Origin of the sequence: Tardiphaga sp. 839_C3_N1_4 (assembly GCF_051811045.1) — a bacterium.
In the GTDB taxonomy this organism is placed as follows: domain Bacteria; phylum Pseudomonadota; class Alphaproteobacteria; order Rhizobiales; family Xanthobacteraceae; genus Tardiphaga.
Genome location: NZ_JBPWQD010000001.1, coordinates 1,253,236 through 1,278,601, shown reverse-complemented (window position 1 = coordinate 1,278,601; position 25,366 = coordinate 1,253,236). Strand labels below are relative to the sequence as shown.

The 25,366-nt window shown below is 62.2% G+C and carries 20 protein-coding genes and 1 pseudogene; 13 read left to right on the top strand and 8 right to left on the bottom strand.

Going from position 1 to position 25,366, the window contains the following annotated elements; all coding sequences use genetic code 11:
• The first annotated feature begins 1 nt into the window (after position 1).
• The 8 genes from dxr (at position 2) to lpxB (ending at position 9,773) form a co-directional block, all read left to right on the top strand.
• On the top strand, positions 2-1,225 hold the full coding sequence (gene dxr, locus AB8A38_RS06420) for a 1-deoxy-D-xylulose-5-phosphate reductoisomerase (protein WP_439085430.1): 1,224 nt from the start codon (positions 2-4) through the stop codon (positions 1,223-1,225).
• Positions 1,226-1,268: 43 nt separating this feature from the next.
• Positions 1,269-2,420, top strand: coding sequence for an RIP metalloprotease RseP (gene rseP, locus AB8A38_RS06415; protein ID WP_089264545.1), 1,152 nt, complete (start codon positions 1,269-1,271; stop codon positions 2,418-2,420).
• 173 nt (positions 2,421-2,593) lie between these two features.
• A complete protein-coding gene (bamA, locus tag AB8A38_RS06410) occupies positions 2,594-5,128 on the top strand; it encodes an outer membrane protein assembly factor BamA (protein WP_315841866.1) in 2,535 nt (844 codons plus the stop codon).
• A gap of 32 nt (positions 5,129-5,160) precedes the next feature.
• Complete coding sequence (gene lpxD, locus AB8A38_RS06405) at positions 5,161-6,246, top strand: UDP-3-O-(3-hydroxymyristoyl)glucosamine N-acyltransferase (protein ID WP_439085429.1); 1,086 nt, start codon at positions 5,161-5,163, stop codon at positions 6,244-6,246.
• The gene (gene fabZ / locus AB8A38_RS06400; protein ID WP_068730861.1) at positions 6,243-6,722 is read left to right on the top strand and encodes a 3-hydroxyacyl-ACP dehydratase FabZ; all 480 of its coding nucleotides are present in this window, start codon (positions 6,243-6,245) and stop codon (positions 6,720-6,722) included. Before lpxD ends, fabZ begins: the two co-directional genes overlap by 4 nt.
• Before the next feature lie 191 nt (positions 6,723-6,913).
• Positions 6,914-7,717, top strand: coding sequence for an acyl-ACP--UDP-N-acetylglucosamine O-acyltransferase (gene lpxA, locus AB8A38_RS06395; protein WP_315841868.1), 804 nt, complete (start codon positions 6,914-6,916; stop codon positions 7,715-7,717).
• Positions 7,718-7,740: 23 nt separating this feature from the next.
• Positions 7,741-8,622: an LpxI family protein gene (locus AB8A38_RS06390; protein WP_439085428.1), complete on the top strand. Its 882-nt coding sequence runs from the start codon at positions 7,741-7,743 to the stop codon at positions 8,620-8,622.
• Positions 8,619-9,773: a lipid-A-disaccharide synthase gene (gene lpxB, locus AB8A38_RS06385; RefSeq protein WP_439085427.1), complete on the top strand. Its 1,155-nt coding sequence runs from the start codon at positions 8,619-8,621 to the stop codon at positions 9,771-9,773. Before AB8A38_RS06390 ends, lpxB begins: the two co-directional genes overlap by 4 nt.
• 89 nt (positions 9,774-9,862) lie before the next feature.
• On the opposite strand, the gene gltA is transcribed toward lpxB, so the two are convergent.
• Positions 9,863-11,167, bottom strand: a complete 1,305-nt coding sequence (gene gltA, locus AB8A38_RS06380) for a citrate synthase (protein WP_439085426.1) — start codon at positions 11,165-11,167, stop codon at positions 9,863-9,865.
• Positions 11,168-11,321: 154 nt separating this feature from the next.
• Positions 11,322-12,746, bottom strand: a complete 1,425-nt coding sequence (gene gltX, locus AB8A38_RS06375) for a glutamate--tRNA ligase (RefSeq protein WP_315841871.1) — start codon at positions 12,744-12,746, stop codon at positions 11,322-11,324.
• Between the two features lie 199 nt (positions 12,747-12,945).
• On the opposite strand from gltX, the gene AB8A38_RS06370 reads away from it, so the two are divergent.
• The gene (locus tag AB8A38_RS06370) at positions 12,946-14,616 is read left to right on the top strand and encodes a glutamine--tRNA ligase/YqeY domain fusion protein (RefSeq protein WP_439085425.1); all 1,671 of its coding nucleotides are present in this window, start codon (positions 12,946-12,948) and stop codon (positions 14,614-14,616) included.
• Between the two features lie 102 nt (positions 14,617-14,718).
• A pseudogene (locus AB8A38_RS06365) lies at positions 14,719-16,997 on the top strand (ComEC/Rec2 family competence protein).
• Between the two features lie 18 nt (positions 16,998-17,015).
• Here the strand turns inward: AB8A38_RS06365 and lexA are convergent.
• The 4 genes from lexA to AB8A38_RS06345 form a co-directional block, all read right to left on the bottom strand.
• Positions 17,016-17,738, bottom strand: coding sequence for a transcriptional repressor LexA (gene lexA, locus AB8A38_RS06360; protein ID WP_315841873.1), 723 nt, complete (start codon positions 17,736-17,738; stop codon positions 17,016-17,018).
• Between the two features lie 301 nt (positions 17,739-18,039).
• On the bottom strand, positions 18,040-18,609 hold the full coding sequence (locus AB8A38_RS06355) for a GNAT family N-acetyltransferase (RefSeq protein ID WP_439085424.1): 570 nt from the start codon (positions 18,607-18,609) through the stop codon (positions 18,040-18,042).
• 21 nt (positions 18,610-18,630) lie between these two features.
• Entirely contained in the window at positions 18,631-20,988 is a 2,358-nt protein-coding gene (locus AB8A38_RS06350) for an Orn/Lys/Arg decarboxylase N-terminal domain-containing protein (RefSeq protein WP_439085423.1), read from the bottom strand.
• 155 nt (positions 20,989-21,143) lie between these two features.
• Entirely contained in the window at positions 21,144-22,352 is a 1,209-nt protein-coding gene (locus AB8A38_RS06345) for a molybdopterin molybdotransferase MoeA (protein ID WP_439085422.1), read from the bottom strand.
• A gap of 99 nt (positions 22,353-22,451) precedes the next feature.
• Between AB8A38_RS06345 and AB8A38_RS06340 the strand changes: the two genes are divergently transcribed.
• Genes AB8A38_RS06340 through AB8A38_RS06330 form a run of 3 tightly spaced genes read left to right on the top strand, consistent with a single transcriptional unit; the run spans position 22,452 to position 23,720 of the window.
• Positions 22,452-22,751 (top strand): hypothetical protein, encoded by a 300-nt coding sequence (locus AB8A38_RS06340; protein WP_439085420.1) that lies wholly within the window; start codon positions 22,452-22,454, stop codon positions 22,749-22,751.
• 57 nt (positions 22,752-22,808) lie between these two features.
• Positions 22,809-22,991 (top strand): CbtB domain-containing protein, encoded by a 183-nt coding sequence (locus tag AB8A38_RS06335; protein WP_089264725.1) that lies wholly within the window; start codon positions 22,809-22,811, stop codon positions 22,989-22,991.
• A gap of 3 nt (positions 22,992-22,994) precedes the next feature.
• On the top strand, positions 22,995-23,720 hold the full coding sequence (locus AB8A38_RS06330) for a CbtA family protein (RefSeq protein ID WP_439085418.1): 726 nt from the start codon (positions 22,995-22,997) through the stop codon (positions 23,718-23,720).
• Here AB8A38_RS06330 and AB8A38_RS06325 read toward each other — a convergent pair.
• Both AB8A38_RS06325 and AB8A38_RS06320 read right to left on the bottom strand, forming a co-directional pair.
• On the bottom strand, positions 23,717-24,343 hold the full coding sequence (locus AB8A38_RS06325) for an HAD-IA family hydrolase (RefSeq protein WP_439085416.1): 627 nt from the start codon (positions 24,341-24,343) through the stop codon (positions 23,717-23,719). The genes AB8A38_RS06330 and AB8A38_RS06325 overlap by 4 nt on opposite strands.
• Before the next feature lie 257 nt (positions 24,344-24,600).
• On the bottom strand, positions 24,601-25,149 hold the full coding sequence (locus tag AB8A38_RS06320; RefSeq protein WP_439085414.1) for a MarR family winged helix-turn-helix transcriptional regulator: 549 nt from the start codon (positions 25,147-25,149) through the stop codon (positions 24,601-24,603).
• Positions 25,150-25,366 lie beyond the last annotated feature (217 nt).

Here is a 25,366-nt window from a genome sequence, read left to right as displayed (position 1 = left end):
GATGAGCGCTGTTCCCCTGCGAAATAACAAGCCCGCCGCGTCTAGTCTGCGCAGCATCACTGTCCTCGGTGCGACCGGTTCGATCGGCGACAGCACCATGGATCTGCTGCGAGCCTCGCCCGAGCGGTACCAGGTGGAGGCACTCACGGCCAACGGGAACGTTGAGGGCGTGGTCAAGCTGGCCAAGGAATTCAACGCGCGCTTTGTGGCCGTCGCTGATGAATCCAAGCTGGACGAACTCCGATCGGCACTCGCCGGCACCGGCATCGCCAGCGGGGCAGGGGATAGCGCCATCGTCGAGGCTGCGGAGCGTCCCGCCGACTGGCTGATGGCCGCCGTGTCAGGCGCCGCCGGCTTGAAGCCTGCGCTCGCCGCCGTTGATCGCGGTGCAACGGTTGCACTGGCCAACAAGGAATGCCTCGTGTGCGCCGGCGATTTCTTCATGGATCGCGCCGCCAAGGCGGGCGCTTGCATCCTGCCGGCGGACAGTGAGCACAATGCTCTGTTCCAGGCGCTGGCCTCCGGCAGCCGCGAGGAACTGACCCGCGTGATCATCACCGCCTCGGGCGGACCGTTCCGTACCTGGGCTGCCGCCGATATTGAGCAGGCAACGCTGGCGCAGGCGCTGAAACATCCGAACTGGTCGATGGGGCAGAAGATTACCATCGATTCCGCATCGATGATGAACAAGGGTCTCGAAGTGATCGAGGCGTCCTATCTGTTCGCGCTGGCGCCGGACGAAATCGACGTATTGGTGCATCCGCAGTCGATCATCCACGGAATGGTCGAGTTCCGCGATTATTCTGTCATGGCGCAGCTCGGTTCGCCCGACATGCGCACGCCGATCGCGCATTGCCTGGGTTGGCCGGACCGCATTCCGGGCCGGGCGGCGCCGCTCGATCTCGCCAAGATCGGGTCGCTGACCTTCGAGGCACCGGATTACACGCGCTTTCCTGGCCTGAAGCTGGCCTATGACGCGCTGCGCACCGGCAGCGGCGCAACCACCGTCTACAACGCGGCCAACGAGATTGCCGTAGCTGCCTTCACCGCCCAGAAGATCCGCTTTGGCGCCATTGCAAGGCTGGTCGAAGCCACCATGAATGAATGGGTGCGGGCAGGGAATTTGGCGCCGTTGTCATCGGCGGATGACGCCATCGCTGTTGACCATAAAGCGAGAAAAATGGCTGCCACCCTCTTGCCTCAAATTGCCGCAAAGGCATCCTAGAGCATTGGGGACGGGGCCTTTGGCCTCGCGTTAGGGGATCGGGATGCTTGAGTTTTTCCAACATAGTTTCAATACGTTAAGCCACGGCTTTATCGGCTATATCATCCCCTTTCTGTTTGTCCTGACGATCGTGGTGTTCTTCCACGAACTCGGCCACTTCCTGGTCGCCCGCTGGAACGGCGTTAAGGTCCTGACGTTCTCGCTCGGCTTCGGTCCTGAACTCGCCGGCTTCAACGATCGCCATGGCACGCGCTGGAAGATTTCCGCGATTCCGCTTGGCGGCTACGTGAAGTTCTTCGGCGACGAGAGCGAAGCCTCGACCCCCTCAAGCGCCGCGCTGGAAGGCATGACGGCGGATGAGCGCAAGGGCAGCTTCCATCACAAGCGGGTTGGCCAGCGTGCGGCCATCGTCGCTGCCGGTCCGATCGCCAATTTCATCCTGGCGATCGTCATTTTCACCTGCCTGTTCACGTTCTTTGGCAAACCGAGCACGACCGCCAAGGTCGACAGCATTCAGGCGGGCAGCGCGGCCGAGAAGGCCGGGTTCCAGTCGGGCGACATCATCAAGGCCATCGATGGCAAGGTCATTGGCAGTTTCTCCGACATGCAGCGCATCGTCGGCACCAAGGCCGGCGAGCAGCTGGCCTTCAGCGTCAAGCGCGGCGAAGCCACGGTCGAGCTGAAGGGCACGCCAGAACTTCGCGAAGTCAAAGACAGCTTCGGTAACGTCCATCGTCTCGGCGTCCTCGGCATTACCCGCGCGACAGCGGTTGGCGAAGCGACCACCGAGCGGGTCAATCCGGCGACCGCTTTCGTACTGGGCGTCAAGGAAACCTGGTTCGTCGTGGACCGCACCATCGCCTATATCGGCGGTGTGTTCACCGGACGCGAGGCGGCCGACCAGATCGGTGGTCCGATGCGAATCGCCCAGATCTCGGGGCAGGTGGCGACAATCGGCCTGACCGCCCTGATTCACCTGGCGGCGGTTCTGTCAATCTCGATCGGCCTTCTCAACCTGTTTCCAGTGCCACTTCTCGATGGCGGTCATCTTTTGTTCTATGCCGTCGAAGCCGTTCGCGGGCGTCCGCTGTCGGAGCGCGCGCAGGAGATGGGCTTCCGCATTGGCCTCGGTTTAGTGCTGATGTTGATGGTATTTGCGACCTATAACGACATTCTTCATCTGGCTTCGTCATGATCGAGGCTGGGGGTAACGTGGCCGATGGGCAACGTCTTGGAATGAAATTAGAATTGCAGCGCGAAAGGTCGTTTGCCAGTCAGGTAAAATTGGCTACAAGCTGGGCCACTAAAGGGATTCTGTCAGACCGTAGGGGTGCGGGCTGGCGATGGAATGATAAGGGCGCTTTGCGCATGATTTTTGGTTTGCGGGGTTTCCGGGGCGGCCTTCTTGCTGCTTCGATCTTGGTCGCCATGCCGGTCGCCGTTACGGCGACTGCTGCGCTCGTTTCTTCGACTGCCGTGGCTCAGACCGCCGCTTCGATTGTTGTTGAAGGCAATCGTCGCGTGGATGTGGAGACCATCCGCTCCTATTTCCGTCCCGGCCCGAGCGGCCGGCTGGATCAGGGCACCATCGATGACGGCCTCAAGTCGCTCATCGAGACCGGGCTGTTCCAGGATGTGAAGATCAATCAGGCCGGTGGCCGTCTGGTCGTCAGCGTCGTCGAAAACCCTGTCATTGGCCGTATCGCCTTCGAAGGTAACAAGAAGGTCAAGGACGACCAGCTGAACGCCGAAGTGCAGTCGAAGCCGCGCGGGACGTTGTCGCGCCCGATGGTGCAGGCCGACGCCCAGCGCATCTCCGAAATCTATCGTCGCTCCGGCCGTTATGACGTCAGCGTCGTTCCGGAATTCATCGAGCAGCCGAACAACCGCGTCGACCTGATCTTCACGATCAACGAAGGCGCGAAGACCGGCGTGAAGTCGATCCAGTTCATCGGCAACAACTATTACTCGTCCTACCGTCTCAAGGACGTCATCAAGACCCGTGAATCGAACCTCCTGAGCTTCCTGGCTTCGGGCGATATCTATGATCCGGACCGCATCGAAGCCGATCGCGACCTGATCCGCCGCTATTACCTGAAGAACGGCTTCGCCGACGTTCAGGTCGTTGCCGCGCTCACCGAATACGACCCGAACCAGAAGGGCTTCCTGGTCACCTTCAAGATCGAAGAAGGCCAGCAGTACCGCGTGTCGTCGGTCGACTTCTCGTCCACCATCCCGCAGTTCGATCCCAACTCGCTGCGCAGCTTCTCGCGCGTCGGCGTCGGCTCGCTTTACAACGCGGAAGCGCTGGAGAAGTCGGTCGAGGAAATGCAGATCGAAATGTCCCGCCGCGGCTACGCCTTTGCCGTCGTGCGTCCGCGTGGCGATCGCAATTTCGAATCTCACACCGTCACCATCGGCTTCTCGGTGGAAGAGGGTCCGCGCGTCTATATCGAGCGCATCAATGTGCGCGGCAACACGCGTACCCGTGACTATGTCATCCGCCGCGAATTCGATCTCGCCGAAGGCGACGCCTATAACCGCGCGCTGGTTGATCGTGCCGAACGCCGCCTGAAGAACCTCGACTTCTTCAAGAGCGTGAAGGTGACGACCGAGCCCGGCTCATCCAGCGATCGTGTGATCCTGGTGGTCGATCTGGAAGAAAAATCCACCGGCGACTTCTCGGTCTCGGGCGGCTACTCGACCACCGACGGTGCGCTCGGCGAAGTCAGCGTCTCGGAACGTAACTTCCTCGGTCGTGGCCTGTTTGCGAAGGCATCGGTTCAGTACGGCCAGTATGCCCGTGGCTACTCGCTGTCCTTCGTCGAGCCTTACCTGCTCGACTACCGCGTGGCGCTCGGCCTGGATTTTTATCAGCGCGAGCAGCTGTCCAATAGCTACATCTCGTACAACACCAAGACGCTCGGCTTCAGCCCGCGCCTCGGTTTCCAGCTGCGTGAAGACCTCGCGCTGCAGCTCCGCTACTCTGTCTATCAGCAGCAGATTTCGCTCCCGGCGACGTTGAGCAACTGTAACAACCTGCCAGGCAGCCCAACTGCGACCAACACTCCCGGTTATTTGAATTCACTGTTCCCGGGTTCTGTTGACCCAGCCAATGCCAACACGTGGGGTTGTTACGCCGATGGCGAGTCGTCTCTGCCAGTTCGCCGCGAACTGGCCAGCGGCAAGACGCTGACCTCGGCGCTCGGCTACACGCTGAACTACAACACGCTCGACAATAACAAGAACCCGACCGACGGTCTGTTCTTGGAGTTCAAGCAGGACTACGCCGGCGTCGGCGGCGACGTGACCTACCTGAAGACCACGATCGACGCGAAGTACTACACTCCGCTGGTGGCCGACATCGTTGGTTTGCTGCGTGTCCAGGGTGGTATGCTGAACAAGGTCGGCGAAGACATCCGCATGCTGGATCACTTCCAGATGGGTCCGAACCTGGTACGTGGTTTCGCGCAGAACGGCATCGGTCCGCGTGACATCAGCTACGTTGCGCTGGGATCCTACGGTGACGCGCTCGGCGGCACCAAGTATTGGGGCGCTTCGGCCGAATTGCAGATGCCATTCTGGTTCCTGCCGAAGGAAGTTGGAATCAAGGGCGCGGTTTATGCCGATGCCGGCGGTCTCTGGGATTATAAGGGACCGACCAGCTGGGCTCAGACTGGCGAAATCAATGCCGCCGGCTGTGTGCCTGCGAGCCGGACTTCGGTCGGTAATTGCGCCGGCATGACCTATGACGACGGCAATGTCGTCCGGTCGTCGGTCGGTGTGGGCCTGATCTGGCAGTCGCCGTTTGGTCCGCTGCGCTTCGACTACGCAGTGCCGATCACCAAGGGTGCCTATGATCGCGTGCAGCAGTTCAAGTTCGGCGGCGGAACTTCGTTCTGAGTTTGATCTCCGGCCGGACCGCGACGGGTGGAATGGTTCTGCCGACGTTCTTCAAGCAATCGCCGTCGTTGACGCTGGCTGAAATAGCCGCGTCAACGAAGGCACGACTGGTCGACCCGACGCGGGCCGACCAGGTCGTGACTGGCGTAGCCTCGCTCGACGAGGCTGGCCCCCATCACCTGACCTTCTTCGAAAATCTCCGTTATATCGACCAGCTCACCCACACCAAGGCCGGTGCGTGCCTGGTCAGCGAGAGCTTCAAGGGCGATATTCCGGCTCACGTAACGGTGCTGCGCGCCAAGCGGCCATTTGCGGCTTTCGTGGAATTGGCGCGCGAGCTGCACGCGGACACGCTGCGTCCGGTCTCCGGCTTTGACATTACCGGCATCGCCGCATCCGCCGTCATCCATCCCTCTGCTCAGCTCGAGGATGACGTTACGGTAGATCCGCTGGCCGTGATCGGCCCGGATGTGGAGATCGGTTCCGGCACCATCATCGGCTCTGGCGCGGTGATCGCCGCCGGGGTCAAGATCGGCCGCGACTGCAATATCGGCGCTGGCAGCACGCTGCAGTTCACACTGATCGGCAACAACGTACTCGTTCATCCCGGCTGCAAGTTCGGCCAGGACGGCTTTGGCTTCGTATTCGGCCGGGACAAGCACATCAAGGTCCCGCAGACCGGTCGTGTCCTGATTCAGAACGACGTCGAGATCGGCGCCGGCACCACCATCGACCGCGGCAGCCTGCGCGATACCGTGATTGGCGAGGGGACCAAAATCGACAATCAGGTCCAGATCGGCCACAATGTGACAATTGGACGGCACTGTGTGATCGCTGCGAAATGTGGCCTTGCAGGCAGCCTGACCATCGGCGACAACGTCGCGCTGGGCGCCATGGTGGGCCTCAACAATCACATTACGATTGGCGACGGCGCGCAGGTCGCGGCAATGGCCGGAGTGAAAGACAGCATTCCGCCGCGCGCGCGGTGGGGTGGCATCTTTGCCCGGCCGACCAAGCAATGGTTCCGCGAGATCCTCGCGGTTGAGAAACTCGCCCGCGAGAGCATGCCGGGAACGGATGCGGCGACGCAGGATACGAAAGACGAGGGGCGGGAATGAGCCAGGATTTACCAAGCGATGGCGCATCGCCGATCATCATCGAGACGGTCGACATCAACACCATCCTCAAGACCCTTCCGCATCGCTATCCGTTTCTTCTGATCGATCGTGTCGTCAACATCCGCAAGGACTTCAGCGGCATTGGTATCAAGAACGTCACGATCAACGAGCCGGCATTCCTCGGGCATTTCCCTGATCGCCCGGTCTATCCCGGCGTGTTGATGATCGAAGGCATGGCGCAGACAGCGGGCGTGATCGGCATCTCGTCCGTCGAAGGCACCGAGAAGCCGCGTGCGGTGTATTTCCTCACCATCGACAAGTGCAAGTTTCGTAAGCCGGTGATGCCTGGCGATACGATCGAATATCATCTGCACCTGATCGGCCGGAAAAAGGCGATGTGGTGGTTCCATGGCGACGCCAAGGTAAATGGCAAGGTCGTCGCCGAGGCCGATGTCGGCGCGATGCTGACAGACTGATTGGCACCTACCTGAACGCGCATGATGCCATCGAAGACCTCGATGGCATCATGCGTTTGTAAGTCATGGTAAGAGACGTGTCGTAACAGATCGCAATCAGACGTCACTGGACAGGCTCGGGAGCCCACGTTAACCAACGGAAAAACCTAGATATTTGTAGGCAACTTGATGACCGGGATTGGACTTTTTCGATGAGCAAGATCGACCCGACGGCGCGGATCGAGGACGGTGCTGTCATTGGCGAGGGCGCCGAAATCGGACCCTTCTGCATCATCGGACCGCATGTCACGATCGGTGCAGGCACGAAGCTGCTGTCGCATGTCAACGTGACGGCGCAGACGACCATCGGCGAGAACTGCACGATCTATCCGTTCGCGTCATTAGGCACGCCCCCGCAGTCGCTCAGCTACAAGGGCGAACTGACCAGACTGACCATCGGCAATGGCTGTACCATCCGCGAGTCCGTGACCATGAATGCGGGTACTGTCGCCGGCGGCGGCATCACGTCGGTGGGCGATCGCGGCTACTTCATGAACTGCGCCCATGTTGGCCATGACTGTCACGTCGGCAATGACGTGATCTTCGCGACCTCGGCGACGCTTGGCGGTCATTGCGAGATCGGCGATTTCGTTTTCATGGGCGGGCTGTCGGCCGTGCACCAGTTCACCCGCATCGGCTCGCAGGTCATGGTCGGCGGCATCTGCGGCGTGCGGGGCGACATCATCCCGTTCGGGCTCGTGAATGGCCAGTATGCGGCGCTGGAAGGCCTCAACATCATCGGGATGAAGCGCCGCAAATTCACGAAGGAGCGCGTTGCCGCCGTGCGCTCGTTCTATCAAAAGCTGTTTCATGGCGCGGGTGTCTTCGCCGAGCGGCTTGAGCGCGTGCAGCCTTTGGCAAATGACGATCCGGCGATTGCAGAAATCCTGACGTTTATCGCAGGCGCCAAACACCGCGCGCTGTGTCTGCCCGAGGATAGCAAGAACAACTCTTGAGTTCGGGTATCGCGGGGCGAACCATGATCGACCAAGCTCAAGCGCAGGATCTGCAACGACATCTGCCGATAGGCTCGCCGTTCGGGATCATCGCCGGCGGCGGCTCGCTGCCCTTCGCTGTTGCGGATTCGCTGCAGGCGCGCGGCATCAAGCCGGTGTTGTTTGCGCTGAAGGGGTTCTGTGATCCGGCGCTGGTGGCGCGATTTCAGCACCACTGGATTCCCATTGGCCAGTTTGGCCGTTTGCTGAAGCTGATGCGCAGCGAGAACTGTCGGGACCTCACTTTCATCGGCACGCTGGTACGGCCCGCAATCTCCGAGATCAGGCTGGACTGGGCAACGCTTCGCGTGATGCCGAAAGTGTTTCGCGCGTTTCGCGGTGGTGACGATCACTTGCTGACGAGCGTCAGCCGCCTGTTCGAGCATGAAGGTTTTCGTCTGCTGGGGATCAAGGACGTCGCCCCGGATGTGCTGATGCCGGCGGGCAACGTAACACGTGCCGTACCGGATCAAGATGCTGAGGCCGATATCGCACGTGGGCGCGAAGTCCTGCGCGCCTTGAGCCCGTTCGATATCGGCCAGGCGACCGTCGTGATCGACGGTCATGTGGTGGGGATCGAGGATATCGAAGGCACCGATGGGTTGTTGGCCCGCGTGGCGCTTCTGCGTGAGCAGGGACGTATTCGCGCCAAGGCAGGACGGGGTGTATTGGTGAAGGCGCCAAAGAGCGGTCAGGATCTGCGTTTCGATCTGCCGACATTGGGGCCGCGGACCATCGAGCGTGCTGCGGCCGCGAAGCTCGCCGGCGTCGCCATTGTCGCAGGCAATACGATTGTCGCCGAACCGCAGCAGATGATTGTCGCCGCCGATGCCGCAGGTCTTTTCGTGACGGGACTACCGACGTGACGAAGACGATCTATCTCATCGCCACCGAGGAATCCGGCGACCGTCTCGGCTCCGCGCTGATGAAGGTGCTGCGCCAGCGGCTCGGCGACGATGTGCGCTTCGAAGGCGTCGGCGGTTCGTCGATGGCGCGGGAAGGACTGCATTCGCTGTTTCCTATCGAAGAGCTTTCCATCATCGGCCTTGCCGCGGTCGTCCGGAAATTGCCGTCGATCCTGAAGCTCATCACGCGCGCGACCGAGGACGTCCTGCGCGCCAAGCCCGACGTGCTGGTGATCATCGATAGCCCGGACTTCACCCATCGCGTCGCGAAGCGCGTCCGTCAGCGCGATCCCTCCATTCCCGTCGTCAACTATGTGTCGCCAACGGTGTGGGCGTGGCGGCCGGGGCGCGCGAAGGCGATGCGCACCTATGTCGACCATGTGCTGGCGCTGCTGCCGTTCGAGCCGGAGGCCCATCGGCAGCTCGGCGGACCGCCATGCACTTATGTCGGTCATCCCTTGATCGAGCAGAGCGATGCGCTGCGTCCCAATGCGGAAGAGCAGGCGTGTCGCGAAACGAAGCCGCCGGTACTGCTGGTGCTACCGGGCAGCCGTCGCAGCGAGATCCGTCATCACATGGCAACGTTCGGCGCTACGCTGGATCTGCTGAAGAAGCAGGGAATGCAGTTCGAATTGATCCTGCCAACCATGCCGCATCTCGTTGAGGTCATCGCCGAAGCGCTCAAGGCATGGCCGGTGCAGCCGCGGATCGTTGTGGGCGAAACAGAGAAGCGCGCCGCGTTCCGTATCGCGCATGCGGCCTTTGCCAAATCGGGGACGGTGACGCTGGAGCTTGCATTGTCAGGCGTGCCGATGGTCACCGCCTACAAGGCCGGCAGCGTCGAGGCCTGGATCATCCGCCGCCGCATCACCTCGTCGTCGGTGATCCTCGCCAATCTGGTGATCGGCGAGAACGTCATTCCGGAGTTCATCCAGGAAGACTGCACGCCGGAGAAGCTTGCAGCGTCGTTGCAAGAGGTGCTGGCAGACACACCCATTCGGCGCCGTCAGATTGAAGCCCTGGCGCGGCTCGACGGGATCATGGCGACGGGCGAGGCGTCGCCGAGCGTCGGTGCGGCCAATGTCGTGCTGGCCACCATGCGGAAGAGTTGAAGGCCCTAATTCAAGAGATTGCAGCGAAACAAAAAACGGCGGATCTTGCGATCCGCCGTTCTGATTTTTGCACTCTGCGAAACGATGTCTTAGTCGCGCTTGGCGATATCCACGTAGTCGCGGCGCGCAGCGCCCGTGTAGAGCTGACGCGGACGGCCGATCTTCTGCTGCGGATCGCCGATCATCTCGCTCCACTGGCTGATCCAGCCGACGGTGCGGGCGACCGCGAACAGCACGGTGAACATCGAGGTCGGGAAGCCCATCGCCTTCAGCGTGATGCCCGAATAGAAATCGACATTCGGGTACAGCTTGCGGTCGATGAAGTATTGGTCCGACAGCGCGATCTTCTCGAGTTCCATGGCAACGGCGAGCATCTCGTCGCCGCCGTGTCCGGTTTCCTTGAGAACTTCGTGGCAGGCCTGCTGCATCAGCTTGGCGCGCGGATCGTAGTTCTTGTAGACGCGGTGACCGAAGCCCATCAGGCGGACGCTGGAATTCTTGTCTTTCACCTTGGCGATGAATTCCGGAATCTTGTCGACGGTGCCGATCTCGGCGAGCATCTGCAATGCGGCTTCGTTGGCGCCGCCATGCGCCGGACCCCACAGGCAGGCGATGCCGGCGGCGATGCAGGCGAACGGATTGGCGCCCGACGAGCCGGCGATGCGGACCGTCGAGGTCGATGCGTTCTGCTCATGGTCGGCGTGCAGCGTGAAGATCTTGTCCAGCGCCTTGGCGAGCACCGGATTGACCTTGTACTCCTCGCACGGCACGGCGAAGCACATCTTCATGAAGTTCGCTGCGAAGTCGAGCGAGTTGGTCGGATACACGAAGGGCTGGCCGATCGTGTACTTGTAGGCCATCGCCGCGAGCGTCGGGATCTTGGCGATCATGCGGATTGACGCGATGTCGCGCTGCTTCGGATCGTTGATATCAGTTGAGTCGTGGTAGAAAGCGGCGAGGGCGCCAACCGACGCGACCATCACGGCCATCGGATGCGCGTCGCGGCGGAAGCCCTGGAAAAAGCGGCTCATCTGGTCGTGAACCATGGTGTGGTTCGTGACCAATGCGTCGAACTTTGCCTTCTGCGCCTTGGTCGGGAGTTCCCCGTACAGCAGCAGATAGCAGGTCTCGAGGAAGTCCCCCTTCTCGGCGAGCTGCTCGATGGGGTAGCCGCGGTATTCGAGGATACCGGCATCGCCATCGATATAGGTGATCTTGGACTGGCAGCTGCCCGTCGAGGTGAAGCCGGGATCGTAGGTGAACATCCCGGACTGGGCGTAGAGCTTGCCGATGTCGATGACATCAGGGCCGACGGTCCCGCTGTGGATCGGCAGTTCGAAGCTCTTGCCGTCGACTGTCAGCGTTGCGGATTTGGTATTGGTTTTTGCGTCCATCGCGTGGTCCCCGATGAGATCGTTGAGGGGCCGGCAAGCCACCGACATTTCAGGAGAAATGGGGAGGCTAGCCGGGAATTCCAGAGCATTCGCCAGAATGCGTAGCGTATTGCTGTGTGCGCTGCAAGGCGGGCAAAAGCAGCCTACAGCTATGCTAAATAGATGCCTGATCGGCGAGCCGATCCAGGCATTCCTGCCGTCCCAATACCGCCAGAACATCGAAAATGCCGGGCGACGTGGTCTTGCCGGTCAGCGCCACGCGAAGCGGTTGCGCGACCCCGCCAAGCTTGATGCCAGCTTCCTCGGCAAAGGCGCGGGTCGCGGCTTCGGCATTTGCTGCGGTCCAGTCGGTGACGGCCTCCAGTGCCGTGCGCAACTTGCCGATCAACACACGGGTTTCCGGCGTCAGCGCGGCTTGCGCCTTCGGCTCCATCGTCAGTGGGCGATCGGCAAAGATGAAGTTGGCGCCGTCGATCAGTTCGATCAGCGTCTTGGCGCGTTCCTTCAGGCCGGGCATGGCGCGCAACAGCTGGGCGCGCGTGGTGTCGTTGAGCTTCGCCTTCAGTTCGGTGCCGCCGGGCACGTAATTCAGCACGTCCTCGAACATGGTCACGAGGGATTGATCGTCGGTGTGACGGATGTAGTGACCGTTGAGATTTTCGAGCTTGGCGAAATCGAAGCGCGCGGCGGAACGGCCGATCCCCGACAGGTCGAAGGCGTCGATCATTTCCTGGGTCGAGAAGATTTCCTGATCGCCATGGCTCCAGCCGAGCCGCACCAGATAATTCCGCAGGGCGGCGGGCACGTAACCCAGCGCGCGATAGGCCTCGACGCCGAGCGCGCCGTGGCGCTTTGAGAGTTTCGAGCCATCGGGTCCGTGGATCAGCGGAATATGCGACATGCTGGGCACGGTCCAGCCGAGCGCGTCGTAGATCTGCTTCTGGCGGGCGGCGTTGATCAGATGGTCGTCGCCGCGGATCACATGCGTCACGCCCATGTCATGGTCGTCCACCACCACGGCCAGCATGTAGGTCGGATTGCCGTCGCCGCGCAGCAGCACGAGGTCGTCGAGATTTTCGTTCTGCCAGACCACACGGCCCTGCACCTGATCCTCGATCACGGTCTCGCCGGTGAGCGGCGCCTTCAGGCGGATCGTCGGCTTGACGTCGGGGCGCGGATCCGACGGATCACGGTCGCGCCACAGCCCGTTATAGAGCTTGGACTTGCCCTCGGCGCGGGCCGTCTCGCGCATCTGTTGCAGTTCCTCGGCGCTGGCATAGCAATAATACGCCTTGCCCTCGGCGAGCAGTTGCTCGGCGACTTCGCGGTGCCGGCCGGCACGGGCGAACTGGAAGACGGTGTCGCCATCCCATTCGATGCCCAGCCACTTCAACCCGTCGATAATGGCGTCGATCGCGGCATCGGTGGAGCGTTCGCGGTCCGTATCCTCGATCCGCAGCAGCATCTTGCCACCGGTCTTCTTGGCATAGAGCCAGTTGAACAGCGCGGTGCGTCCACCGCCGATATGGAGGAAGCCGGTCGGCGAGGGGGCGAAACGGGTAACGACGGGAGTGGTCATATCAGAGGGTTCGATCGATTTCGGTGTGACTGTTGGCCGGCGTTTATCACAACGACAGGGCGCTGTCTCACGGCGAATAAACGCGGATTTGGGGCCGGAACCGCATCGGAAAAGGCCCTTTCGCGGGACCCGGCCCCTGATCCGGCCTTGGCGCGGCCTTCCGGATTTGGCACATAGGGCGCAGCTTGAAAGGCAGCAAATGACAGACGAATCGGTATCCGACGCAGGCCGTGACTTCATCCGCGACATCGTTGCGGCGGACCTGCAATCCGGCAAACACAAGAGCGTGGTGACGCGCTTTCCGCCGGAGCCCAACGGTTACCTGCATCTCGGGCATGCCAAGTCGATCTGCCTGAATTTCGGCGTTGCCGAGGAGTTCGGCGGCCACTGCAACCTGCGTTTCGACGACACCAATCCGACCAAGGAAGAGCAGGAATATATCGACGCCATCCAGCGCGACGTACGCTGGCTCGGCTTCGACTGGGGCGAGGGCAACCTGCATTACGCCTCGGACTATTTCGAGCAGCTCTATGACTGGGCGGTACATCTGATCCGCGCGGGCAAGGCCTATGTCGATGACCAGTCGCAGGAAGAAATCCGCTTTAAGCGTGGCACCCTGACGGAGCCCGGCCAGAACAGCCCGTTCCGCGATCGCCTGGTCGACGAGAACCTCGATCTGTTCGCCCGGATGCGTGCCGGCGAGTTTCCGAACGGCGCCCGCGTGCTGCGCGCCAAGATCGACATGTCGTCGGGCAACATCAACCTGCGCGATCCCGTGATCTATCGCATCCTGCATGCGCATCATCCGCGCACGGGCACCGCTTGGAGCATCTATCCGAGCTACGACTTCGCGCACGGCCAGTCGGATGCCATCGAACACGTGACGCATTCGATCTGTACGCTCGAATTCGAGGATCACCGGCCGCTTTACGACTGGTGCCTGGAAAACCTGCCGGTGCCGTCGCGGCCGCATCAGTATGAATTCGCGCGCCTCAACATGACCTACACGCTGCTGTCGAAGCGCGTGCTGACCGAACTTGTCCGCGGTGGCCATGTCACCGGCTGGGACGATCCACGCATGCCGACGCTCGCGGGCCTGCAGCGCCGCGGCATTCCCGCTGAAGCGCTGCGCGAATTCGTCAAGCGCATCGGCGTCGCCAAGGCCAACTCGACTGTCGATATCTCGATGTTCGACTTCGCCGTGCGCGAGACACTGAACCGGACGGCGCAGCGTCGCATGGCGGTGCTGAAGCCGCTCAAGGTGGTGATCGAGAACTACCCGGAAGGGCAGACCGAACAGCTCGAAGCGGTCAATCATCCCGATGATGAAACGCTCGGCACGCGGCAGATACCGTTCGGGCGTGAGCTCTACATCGAACATGACGATTTCATGGAAGAGCCACCCAAGAAATTCTTCCGCATGGCGCCGGGCCGCGAGGTCCGTTTGCGCTACGGCTATTTCATCACCTGCAAGGACGTCATCAAGAACGCTGCCGGCGAGGTGATCGAACTGCGCTGCACCTATGATCCGGAAACCCGGGGCGGCAATGCGCCGGACGGCCGCAAGGTCAAGGCGACGATCCATTGGGTGAGCGCCGCAGATGCCGTGCAGGCGGAAGTACGCGTGTACAATCAGCTGTTCGCCGATCCGCAGCCCAATGCGACCGAGTTCGCATCACAGCTCAATCCAGACTCGCTGGAGACGCTGACCGGCGCGATGCTGGAGCCGGAGCTGGCGAGCGACAACACAAGCGATGTCGTGCAGTTCGAGCGTCAGGGCTACTTCTGTCGCGACAAGGATTCAGCGCCGGGCAAGCTGGTCTTCAACCGCACCGTCGGTCTGCGCGACAGCTACGCCAAGCTCGCCTGAGCAACCCCCGGGATTAGTTTTCGTATTCTGCATCCGTTCCGCTAGTCGCCGTTTGCCCTTCCGATAGCATTCGGAAGGGCAAGCGTGGCGTGCGGGCGTTCGATGGCGGGCGGGGATCAGCAACAGCGGCGGGGCCGATCCGGCACGGCGACCACATGGCCGCCGCCGGCCACGGCAGGCGTCGCTGTCCCGTCAGCGACGTCGTCAACGTCGGGCTTGGGCACGCTCCGGACGTGGGTGCGGGCCGAAGCTGGTCCCGGTCGCTTGCTGCCTTGGGTGCCGATCGCTTTCGGCACCGGCATCGCGCTGTATTTTGCCGCTGAGCATGAGCCGATGGCCTGGGTTGCCGCGGCGACGGCAGGCCTTCTTTGCTTGGCTGCGTTTTTGCTGCGGCGGCAGCGATGGTTTCCCTTGATTTTGCTCATTGCGGCCATCGCGGCCGGCTTCGCGATGGCTGCCATGAAAACCGCGCGTGTGGCTCATGAGGTTCTGGCGAAGCCGCTCTATTCCGTCGCGCTTACCGGCTTCGTCGAAACTCACGAGGAACGGGAGCGCACGGATCGCTTCGTGCTGCGCGTTGCCACAATGGACAGCCCGCGCGTCGCACCGAAGCTCGCCCGTGTGCGGCTGTCGGTGAGAAGGGCACGGCGCCTGTCGTCGGCAGCTTCGTCGAATTGAAGGCAAGGCTGCAGCCGCCGTTGTCGCCGCTCCGGCCGGGGAGTTACGATTTCGGACGCGATCTGTACTTTCAAGGGATCGGCGCATCTGGCTTCGTGATGGGCGGCATCAAGGCAGTCGATCCGCCGATACTGCCGAGTGTGGCGCTACGCTATTCGGCGACCATGCAGGGGCTACGCGACGCCATCGATGCGCGGATCCGCACTGTGCTCTCGGGCGATAGCCGCGCCATTGCCACGGCGCTGCTCACAGGCCGCCGCGATGCGATTTCGGCTGACATCAATGATGCGATGTTCATCTCCGGCCTCGGTCATGTGCTGTCGATCTCCGGCTATCACATGGCGGTCGTGGCCGGAGTGGTGTTCTTTGCGATCCGCGCGCTGCTGGCACTGATCCCTGTCCTGACGGTGACGTTCCCGATCAAGAAAGTCGCTGCTGCTGCGGCATTGCTCGCGGCGCTGTTCTATCTGCTGCTGTCCGGCGCCGAGGTCGCCACGCAGCGTTCGTTCTTCATGACGGCCGTCGTGCTGATCGCTGTCATGGTCGATCGCCGGGCGGTGACGTTCCGCACGCTGGCGGTGGCGGCAATGGTCGTGCTGATCGTCGCACCGGAAGCGCTGATGCATCCGAGTTTTCAGATGTCATTCGCGGCGACGCTGGGGCTGGTCGCATTGGTGCAGATCGGCATGCCCGCGCTGTTTGCCTCGCCGGATCATTCCGCGACCGCGCGTGTGGCGCTGTGGGGCGGACGCGAGATCGTGATGCTCGTGCTGGCCTCACTGGTCGCGGGCCTTGCCACCACGCCATACGCGGCGTTTCACTTTCATCGCGTCACGCCTTACGGCGTTCTCGCCAATCTCCTCGCGATGCCGGTGGTCTCGGCGCTGGTGATGCCGGCGGGCATTCTCGGTTTGGTGGCCATGCCGTTCGGCTTTGACGGTGTGTTCTGGCGGCTGATGGATGTCGGCATTCAGTGGATGATCGTGGTCACGCAATGGGTGGCAGCCTTGCCCGGCGCCATCGGCCGAATGCCGGTGTTCGGCACCGGACCGCTGATATCAGCCAGTATCGGCATCATCGTGCTGGGATTGCTGCGCACGCCGTTGCGCCTCGCAGGGCTTGGTGTGCTTGCACTCTCGATTGTCTGGGCGTTGCTGGTCAAGCAGCCGGATGTATTGATCTCGGGGGACGGTCGCAGCGTCGCGGTACGGGGCAGGGACGGGCACCTGCATGTGATGCGCGGCGCCAAGGATACATTTTTGCTGAAAGAGTGGCTCGCCGGCGATGCCGATGCGCGTCTGCCGACCGATGCCTCCGTCAGCCACGGTGTGTCCTGCGACCGCGACGGGTGCATCACGCCGCTGGCCGATGGCGCTCTGGTGGCGCTGGTTCTACAGCCTGACGCGTTCACCGACGATTGCGAGAAAGCGGCGCTCATCGTCACGACGCGACAGCCGCCGAGGGATTGCAGGGCGCTGGTGATCGATCAGGATCGCTTGCAACGAAATGGTGCGGTGAGCCTGCAGCGAACCGCGAACGGCTTTACCATCGATGCCGTGCGGCCACGGGGCCTGGACCGTCCGTGGTCGCGCGCAATTCCCGATGAGCCCCAGCACGATCTGATCCAGACCGGTCGTCCACCGCAAAACCGGCCGGTGGATGCGACGCCGGCGGAAACCGATCTTCAATCCGAAGATCAGTAATCCGCCGAGGCGATAGCCTCAGTAACGCCGATACAGGCCAATCAGCTTGCCCTGAATGCGCACCCGGTTGGGCGGCAGGATGCGGACTTCGTAAGCATCGTTGGCGGGCTCCAGCGCGATCGACGCGCCGCGGCGGCGGAAGCGCTTCAACGTGGCTTCCTCATCGTCGATCAGGGCCACCACGATGTCGCCGGTGTCGGCGCTTTCGTTGCGCTGGATCAACACGGTATCGCCGTCGAGAATGCCGGCGTCCTGCATGGAATCGCCGCGCACTTCGAGCGCATAATGTTCGCCGGAGCCGAGCATGTCGGCGGGCATGCTGATGGTGTGGCTGCGGGTCTGCAGCGCCTCGATCGGCGTACCGGCCGCGATCCGGCCCATGACCGGGATAGCAACCGTGCGGCCGTTGTCATCATCGCCGCTGTGGCTAGCGATGCTGGCGGCCGAACGCACCTTGCCAAGCGTGCCTTCGATGACGCTGGGCGTAAAGCCGCGGCGTCCGGTACCGCCGGTGACCGGCGCGCCGAGCTCTGGCAGCTTGATGACTTCGATGGCACGGGCGCGATTGGGTAGACGGCGTATGAAGCCGCGTTCTTCCAGCGCTGTGATCAGACGATGGATGCCGGACTTCGAGCGCAGGTCGAGCGCATCCTTCATCTCGTCGAAGGAGGGCGGGACGCCGGCTTCCTTCAACCGTTGATCGATGAATCGCAGGAGTTCGTATTGTTTGCGCGTGAGCATCTGAAGCCATCCTCAGTTGACGGTGTCGGCCGCCGCGTGCGTTTCAAAGGGCCTTCGAACAGTGAGCCTCAATCCAGAGACGATCGTTCGAAGATCGGTTGCGCGAGTTCGGGCACTCTCAAACTACTCAAAGCCACAGAATCTCGAAACAAATCATGAACGAACACTATATGTTCCATATGTGTTCTGCAATGCTTAATTTGCCGTCAACAGAACGCACGTTGAGGGAGGTTTGAGGAGGTTGTTCCTCACCAGTCGTCGATCCTCGACGGATACGGAAAATGCTTCCCGGTCGCCTGGGCTACGCAGACGTCATGCGCCCAACGGGCGGCGGCGGTGTCGTGGAGCCGGTCGCCAGCGAGCGCTGAACCATGATCGTGTCGGCCCAGCGGCCGGAGCGATAGGCGACGCCGGGCAGCAAGCCGACGCGGGCAAAGCCGAAGCTCTCATGAAGGCCGAGGGAGGCCGTGTTGTCGGCATCGATATAGCCGATGATCTGCCGGAAGCCGGCCGCCGCGCAGACGTCGATCAGTTCGCGCATCAACAGGCGGCCGATGCCTCGGCCGACATGTCCGTGGTGGATGTAGATCGAATGCTTGACCGTGTAGCGATAGGCCGGTCGCTTGCGGAACAGCACCACATAGGCGTAGCCCACGACCTCGCCGCCTTGCGTGGCGACGAGGTGCGGAAATCGCTTGCTGCGCAGATTCTTGCGCCGGTCTCTGAGATCGTCGGGCTGCGGCGTGTCGGCGTCGCTGACGCCTTCCTCGACGCCTTGCCGGATGTGCCGGCGATAGATCGCCAGCATGGCATCGACGTCGGTGTCGCGCGAGGGTCGTATGACGACCGGCTGTTCGAGTTCCGTTTGCAAATCAGGCTCCTTACGTGCTCCCTATTCGGAGACCACATAAGTGTAAAGTCGGATCCGGCCATTGGCGTCGACCTTGCGGTAGATGCCCTGGATTTCGACGTCGAAGCCCGGGAAGGTGTTGAAGCAGGTCTCAAACATCTTGAGGTAATCGATCATCGGCTTGGAGCGTTCGGTGAGCCGCTCGCCCGGCACGATCGTGGCGATGCCGGGCGGATAGACCACGAACGGCGTCGTCGCGACCCGCCCGAAGATCTCATCGATAGGGAGGTAGTCGACGTCGTTGCGCACCAGACAGCGCGCGGCATCATGGGGCGACATGGCGATCTCCGGCAAGTGATCGGCGGCGAACTGTTTGGTCTGGAGTTCGCTCACATTGGCCTCGCGGAAGAACCGGTGCATGTCGCCGCACAGATCCCGCAGGCGTATGCCCGCATAACGCGCCGGCCTGCGCCGCGCGAATTCCGGGATGACGTCTTCCAGCAGCGCGTTGTCGTCGTGTAGCTTCTTGAACGCCACGAGACCGCTGATCAGCGTGCCGGCCTTGCTGGCTTCCACGCCGGGCGTCAGCAGGAAGAGCAGCGAGTTGAGATCGTTCTTCTCGGGCACGATGCGGTTCTCGCGCAGGAACTGGGCCACCACCGGAGCAGGGATACCGTGATCGGCATAGGCGCCGGTGGTGCGATCGAAGCCGGGTGTCAGCACCGTCAGCTTGTTGGGATCGGTCATGGTGAAACCGGCTTCCATACCGGGGAAGCCATGCCAGGCGGCGTCAGGTGCAAGCTGCCAATAGGACGGATTGGTGGCGAGCTGGTCCGTGCCGACGCTTTCCCATGGCACGTTGTGAACAGCGCCTTCGCTGGATGCGTCTGGAATAGCGACGCGCTCGGGCACGAAGGGTTCGAAGAACCAGCGGCGCTCAGTGCGGGTTTCCTTCTCCTCGAATTCGCGGCGGACGGCGCGCATCTTCTTGCGCAGCTCGATGCCAAGCCGGATCGTGTCGTCCCACAACACTTCGCCGGAGCGGCCCTTCATCATCTGCGCGCCGACATCCAATGATGCGAACAGCGGGTAGAAGGGCGAGGTCGAGGCGTGCTGCATGAAGCTTTCGTTGAAGCGCCGATGCTCGACACGGCGCTTCTGCCCGCGGATATGCCGGTCCTTCATGTGGATCTGCGACGCCTGCGAGAAGCTCGCGAGCTGCTTGTGGGTCGACTGCGTCGCGATGATGCCCGGCGAATCCGGGCCGAGCTCCTTGAGCCCCATGGCGAAGCGGCCGGCATAGAGCGGGTGGAATTTCATGAAACCCGCCCACGCTTCGTCAAACAGGATGTAATCGCAGAGATGGCCGATGCGCGCGATGATCATCTCGGCGCTGTAGATGGTGCCGTCATAGGTGCATTGTTCGATCACTGCCACGCGAAACGGACGCTCGCGCTTCCAGGCATCTTTGTCGGTGACCAGCGGATTGATGCGGATGCACTCGCGCAGCGCGTCCTCGTCGAGCGCATCCCAGTTCATCGGCCCGATCAGGCCCCAGGGATTGCGCGTCGTCGGCACATAGATCGGCACACCGCCTGAAATCATCAATGCGCCGTGCAAAGCCGCCTTGTGGTTGTTGCGATCGAACAGCACGAGGTCGCCATCGGTGACCAAAGCCGATAGCGCGACCTTGTTGGAGGTCGAGGTGCCGTTGAGCACGAAGTAGGTTTTCTCCGCGCCAAAAATCTGCGCGGCTTCCTTCTGCGCCTGCAAAGCAGGGCCTTCATGGGTCAGCAGATCGCCGAGATCGAGCACCGAATTGTCGAGGTCGTCGCGGAACACCGCTTCGCCGAGATGTTCCATGAACACGCGGCCGATCGGGCTGCGGCTGTAGAACACGCCGCCATTGTGCCCGGGGCAGGTCCAGAGCTGGTTGCCTTCTTCGGCATAGTCGACCAGTGCGCCGAAGAAGGGCGTCTTCAGCGTCTCGGCATATTGCTTCAACCGGCTGATCAGGTTCTTGGCGATGAAGGGCGGGGTTTCTTCTGAGAGGAACACATAGCCGTCGATGAAATCGAGCACCTCGACCGGCACGTCTTCAAACCGCTTGCGACGGATCAGCAGGATGATGGGGAAATCGAGGCCGCGTTTACGCATCAGGTTGATCAGCGCCGCGGTCTTGCCTTCGAGGCCCTTCTTGCCCCAGTCGACCACCATGCAGCCGATCGCTGCGTCGGTCTGGACCGCGATCGTGGCGTCTTCGAGTTTGCGCGCCTTGACGACCTCGAAGCCGGAACGCTCGATCTCATCGACGATCTGATTGAGGCGAATGCCCTCAAGATCGTCGGCGTCGAATGTTGGCATCGCAAACAGGAAATTGAAGCGTTTGAAATAGTCCATTTGTCCACCGATCTTGTTTCGCTGCGATCTCTCGCTGCGTTACGTGACAATTCAGTGACTGAAACCGCGTTGAGGTATCTCAGTCAGGAAAAAGGTTTGGAAGCATGCCGCAGGTGAGAGTTCCGAACGCGGCGTCGTTCTATGAGGGGGCGCCGCTAGGTTGGCAGTCGAATGATGGCGCATGAATCGCCGGCAGCCGCGGCCGGCGCGAATGGCTTGCGGATCAGAAGTCCTTCGGCAACAGCCAGATTTCCCAGCAGCGACGAGTCCTGTTTCATCACTGGCGTCGCCACAACGGTGCCGTCGCCACGGGTTTCCAGACGCGTGCGCAGGTAATCCTCGCGCTGGTCGTTGGCGGCGAGGTCGCGGCCGAGCACCGCGGGTTCGAGCGTGTGAGCGACCTCGTTTCGGCCGGATAGCGCGCGCAGCAGCGGCACCATGAACAGGAAGCCGCAGACATAGGACGAGACGGGATTGCCGGGCAGGCCGATGACGCGCATGCCCTGGCGGCGTCCGTGCATCATCGGTTTGCCGGGCCGCATGGCGATGCGCCAGAACGCCATCTCGACGCCGGCATTGATCAGGGATTGCTGCACGAGGTCATGATCACCGACTGACGCGCCGCCGGTGGTGATCAGCAGGTCGGCGTTCAGATCGATCGCGTGCTGAATGGCTGACATGGTCGCCTCCAGCGTGTCGATGGCGATACCGAGATCGATCACCTCGGCGCCTTCGGCCCGGGCCAGCGCACGCAGCGCGAAGCCATTGGAGAGCACGATCTGGCCGGGGCCGGGGACCGCACCGGGCATGACCAGTTCGTCGCCGGTGGCGAGCACGGCAACGACCGGCCGTCGCCGCACGGGCAGTGACGGATGGTTCATGCCGGCGGCAAGCGCCAGATCGCGGTCGGTGAGGCGGGTGCCGGCGCGGAGCAGGACATCACCTTCGTTGAAATCGACGCCGGCCGGGCGGATATGCTTGCCGGAAATCGCGGCCTCGTTGATCCCGACGATATCGCCATCCCGCGCGGTGTCTTCCTGGATCACCACGGCGTCGGCGCCAGCGGGCAACACGCCGCCGGTGAAGATCCGCAGGACTTCGCCGGTCTGCAGCGGACGGTCGAACGGCTTGCCTGCGGCGATCTCGCCGATCACGCGGAGCTTGGCGCCCAAAGTCGCATCGGCGGCGCGCACCGCATAGCCGTCCATCGCTGACATCGGCTCCGGTGGCTGCGTGCGCAGCGAAGCGATGTCGCGGGCAAGCACGCGGTGGAACGCGTCTTCCAGCGGCACCATCTCCTCAGGCAGCGCATCGGCGCTCGCGAGAATCGCGGCCATGGCATCGGTAACCGGCATCAGGGCCATCGCGGGGATCTCCGGCAGTGTGGGCGCCCGTCATAGCGGAGAGCGGGAGCGGACGCAAAACCAGAGCCGCTTTGGCAGGGCAGGGAAACACGATAGACATTGGCGATCATGACCGACAACCACGCCGCAACCGACGATGAAGCGCCCGTCTGGCGGGCCGATGTCGATGCGCTGGCATTCCGGCCGTCCAGCCATCGCGGGCTGTGCATGGTGCACCGTCATGCGTTCCGGACGCTGCTCCGACGCTACCCGTCGCCGGAGGACTGCGCGGCCTATTTTCAAGACCACAGAGCGGTGTTCCAGGCGGCGGCCAGTGTCAAACTCGCGCAGGCCTCGGTGGCGGCGGATGCGAATTTTCATCTGACCAGCCGCGATCTCGCCCGCGCGATGCAAAATTAACGGTCGCGCCGCGTGGGCAACTCGGCTAAATTGCCCCTCTATTTCGTGAGGATTCCGATGCAACAGACCCAGACCGCCCAGATCTCCGCCGTTACCACCGACGTCAATGTCGTCGTGCAGGCCGTTCTGGCCATGGCGCTCGGTCTGTTCATCGTCGGTGTGGTCGGCTTCTCGCATATCAGCGCCGTCCACAATGCGGCCCACGACACGCGCCACGCCAACGCATTCCCCTGCCACTGAGACATGTCCGTTTTCAGGTCGATCGTTTTCTCGGCAGCGCTGGCTGGCGTGATCACTGGCGCTGCCATCACCGGCGCCCAGATGGTCGGGACCATTCCCCTGATCCAGAAAAGCGAAGTTTATGAGCGCAAGGCGGAAGCTCCTGCTGCTTCTGCGCCGACGGCTGCCGCGCAGCCCGCCCATATGCACGACCATGGCGCCGCCGCCTATAGTCATGAGGCCGAATGGGAGCCTGCCGAGGGCTTGCAGCGCAATGCCTTCACTACGGGCGCCAATATCCTGACGGCCATCGGCTTCGCGTTGCTGCTGGCCGGCATCTTCGCGCTGCGCGGCCGGGCCGTGAGCTGGCGGGAAGGGCTGTTCTGGGGTCTCGGCGGTTTCGTTGTCTTCACGGCGGCGCCCGGCCTCGGCCTGCCGCCGGAGCTGCCTGGAATGCCTGTCGCCGACCTCACACTGCGTCAGACTTGGTGGATCGGCACCGCCTGCGCCACCGCAGCCGGGCTCGGCCTGCTGGTGTTCCGCAAGGCGTCATGGGCCGCCATTCTCGGCCTCGGCCTGATCGTGCTGCCGCATCTGATCGGAGCCCCGCAGGCACCGGCTGGCCATACGGATGTCCCCGAAGCGCTGTCGCACAGTTTCGTGGTTGCGGCGGTCCTGACCAGCCTGCTGTTCTGGGCACTGCTCGGCGTGCTCACCAGCATCGCCTTCCAGCGCATCTCGCGGACCTAAAGCCCGAGTGCCTTGAGCGCCTCGGCGACCGATGTCGGCGAGGTCACATGCACCGCCTGCAATCCGCAGGCGCGAGCGCCCTCGATATTTTCTTTCAGGTCATCGAAGAAGACGATGCGCTCAGCGGGGACGCCGATGGCCGAGATCACGTGCTGGTAGGCATCCGCATGAGGTTTGCGCAGCTTGATTGTCGACGAGAGGAATATCTCACGGAAATGCGAGAGCACCTCGGCGTAGTGCTGTGAGAAATGCGCGACATGGGCGGTGTTGGTGTTTGAGAAGGCGTAGAGCGGCAAGCGCGCCGCAGCCCGCGTGAGCAGCGGTGCGATGCCGGGCATTTCGCCAATAAACGTGGCATTCCAGCCTGCAAGAAGCTCTGCGTCAGAGAGCGTGACGCCCAGCGATTTCCGCAGCAATGAGAAGAATTCTTCGTCACTGATCAGGCCGGTCTCATAACGCCAGAACGTCTCGTCGCGAACGAAGCGCGCCAGCATATCCGCCGGCTTGCACCCGGCGCGTTCGGCCCATGCGGCCACCGTTCGCTCGATATCGAAATCAATGACGACACGGCCGAGATCGAACAGCAGCGCGTCGGCGGAATGGGGCGCGAGGGGCAAGGTCATCGGTTTCCTCTAACAATCTCTGTGAAATCCGGCAACGGGCGTGCCGCAGTGCACGTTTGCGATCGTGGCAGAAAATCCTTGTCCTCTCCTGACAAACCGTCCCGATATTTATGTTGCCTAGGCAACTAATTCGTGAGAGCCTTTCCAAAGAGGGCGCATGCGAGAGCAGTCAACTGCCGGGCCCTGCAGGGAGAGAAACGATGGTGGACCGCTTGTGCGGGACAGCGATTGATGACGCGCGAGTAACGCGTGGTGGCCTAGCCGGTTACCGCGCCGAGATTGCCGTGAATGCGTCGCAGCAAGTCGATCAGCACTTCGCGTTCGCTTTCATCCAGACAGGACAGCAGCTTTCGCTCGCGTTCCAGCGCGGTCACGATAACGGCGTCATGGGTCGTGCGACCCTTCGTGGTCAGCGTAATCGAATGGGTGCGCGCGTCGTCCGGGTCGGCATTGATGGCGACCAGGCCGCGCTCTTCCAGCATGGCAAGCGTGCGGCTGACCGGTCCCTTGTCGAAGCCGATGACGTGGCAGATGCGCGAGGCGGGAATGCCGGGCTCGATCGCCAGCAGCGACATGATGCGCCACTCGGTAACATTCACGCCAAAGCGCTTCTGATAGAGCGCGGTCGCGTTGCGCGAGAGCTTGTTTGCAATGAAGGTGATGAAGGCCGGTACATAGCGCTCAAGATCGAGCAACTGCCCGCCTTTCGAAGCGGGCGCTCTCGCGGCGACAGTCCTGACATTGACCTTTGTCACTTTCGTCTTGGCGGGCTTTCGAACCGTTTTTCCCGATCCATTCTTGCTCATGCACCACGATCCTGCCTGCCAGCGTGACGTCGTCGAAATCGGCGAGATCACATGGTCCTGAGGAATAGAGACACGCAGCCACAATTGCCAACAAGAAAATATGGGAGATTCACATGGTTGCCACGGTCACGACGGCATCGCCCCACACCCCGCCGGTGCTGTCCTTTGGCGGAGCCCTGCCGAACGACGCATCGTCTCAGCCCGTCGTCCACCTCGA

Excerpts from the sequence above, each read along its gene's own strand:
- dxr (WP_439085430.1), top strand. The coding sequence starts at position 2 with ATGAGCGCTGTTCCCCTGCGAAATAACAAGCCCGCCGCGTCTAGTCTG.
- rseP (WP_089264545.1), top strand. The coding sequence starts at position 1,269 with ATGCTTGAGTTTTTCCAACATAGTTTCAATACGTTAAGCCACGGCTTT.
- bamA (WP_315841866.1), top strand. The coding sequence starts at position 2,594 with ATGATTTTTGGTTTGCGGGGTTTCCGGGGCGGCCTTCTTGCTGCTTCG.
- lpxD (WP_439085429.1), top strand. The coding sequence starts at position 5,161 with ATGGTTCTGCCGACGTTCTTCAAGCAATCGCCGTCGTTGACGCTGGCT.
- fabZ (WP_068730861.1), top strand. The coding sequence starts at position 6,243 with ATGAGCCAGGATTTACCAAGCGATGGCGCATCGCCGATCATCATCGAG.
- lpxA (WP_315841868.1), top strand. The coding sequence starts at position 6,914 with ATGAGCAAGATCGACCCGACGGCGCGGATCGAGGACGGTGCTGTCATT.
- AB8A38_RS06390 (WP_439085428.1), top strand. The coding sequence starts at position 7,741 with ATGATCGACCAAGCTCAAGCGCAGGATCTGCAACGACATCTGCCGATA.
- gltA (WP_439085426.1), bottom strand. The coding sequence starts at position 11,167 with ATGGACGCAAAAACCAATACCAAATCCGCAACGCTGACAGTCGACGGC.
- gltX (WP_315841871.1), bottom strand. The coding sequence starts at position 12,746 with ATGACCACTCCCGTCGTTACCCGTTTCGCCCCCTCGCCGACCGGCTTC.
- AB8A38_RS06370 (WP_439085425.1), top strand. The coding sequence starts at position 12,946 with ATGACAGACGAATCGGTATCCGACGCAGGCCGTGACTTCATCCGCGAC.
- lexA (WP_315841873.1), bottom strand. The coding sequence starts at position 17,738 with ATGCTCACGCGCAAACAATACGAACTCCTGCGATTCATCGATCAACGG.
- AB8A38_RS06350 (WP_439085423.1), bottom strand. The coding sequence starts at position 20,988 with ATGGACTATTTCAAACGCTTCAATTTCCTGTTTGCGATGCCAACATTC.
- AB8A38_RS06345 (WP_439085422.1), bottom strand. The coding sequence starts at position 22,352 with ATGGCCCTGATGCCGGTTACCGATGCCATGGCCGCGATTCTCGCGAGC.
- AB8A38_RS06335 (WP_089264725.1), top strand. The coding sequence starts at position 22,809 with ATGCAACAGACCCAGACCGCCCAGATCTCCGCCGTTACCACCGACGTC.
- AB8A38_RS06330 (WP_439085418.1), top strand. The coding sequence starts at position 22,995 with ATGTCCGTTTTCAGGTCGATCGTTTTCTCGGCAGCGCTGGCTGGCGTG.
- AB8A38_RS06325 (WP_439085416.1), bottom strand. The coding sequence starts at position 24,343 with ATGACCTTGCCCCTCGCGCCCCATTCCGCCGACGCGCTGCTGTTCGAT.
- AB8A38_RS06320 (WP_439085414.1), bottom strand. The coding sequence starts at position 25,149 with ATGAGCAAGAATGGATCGGGAAAAACGGTTCGAAAGCCCGCCAAGACG.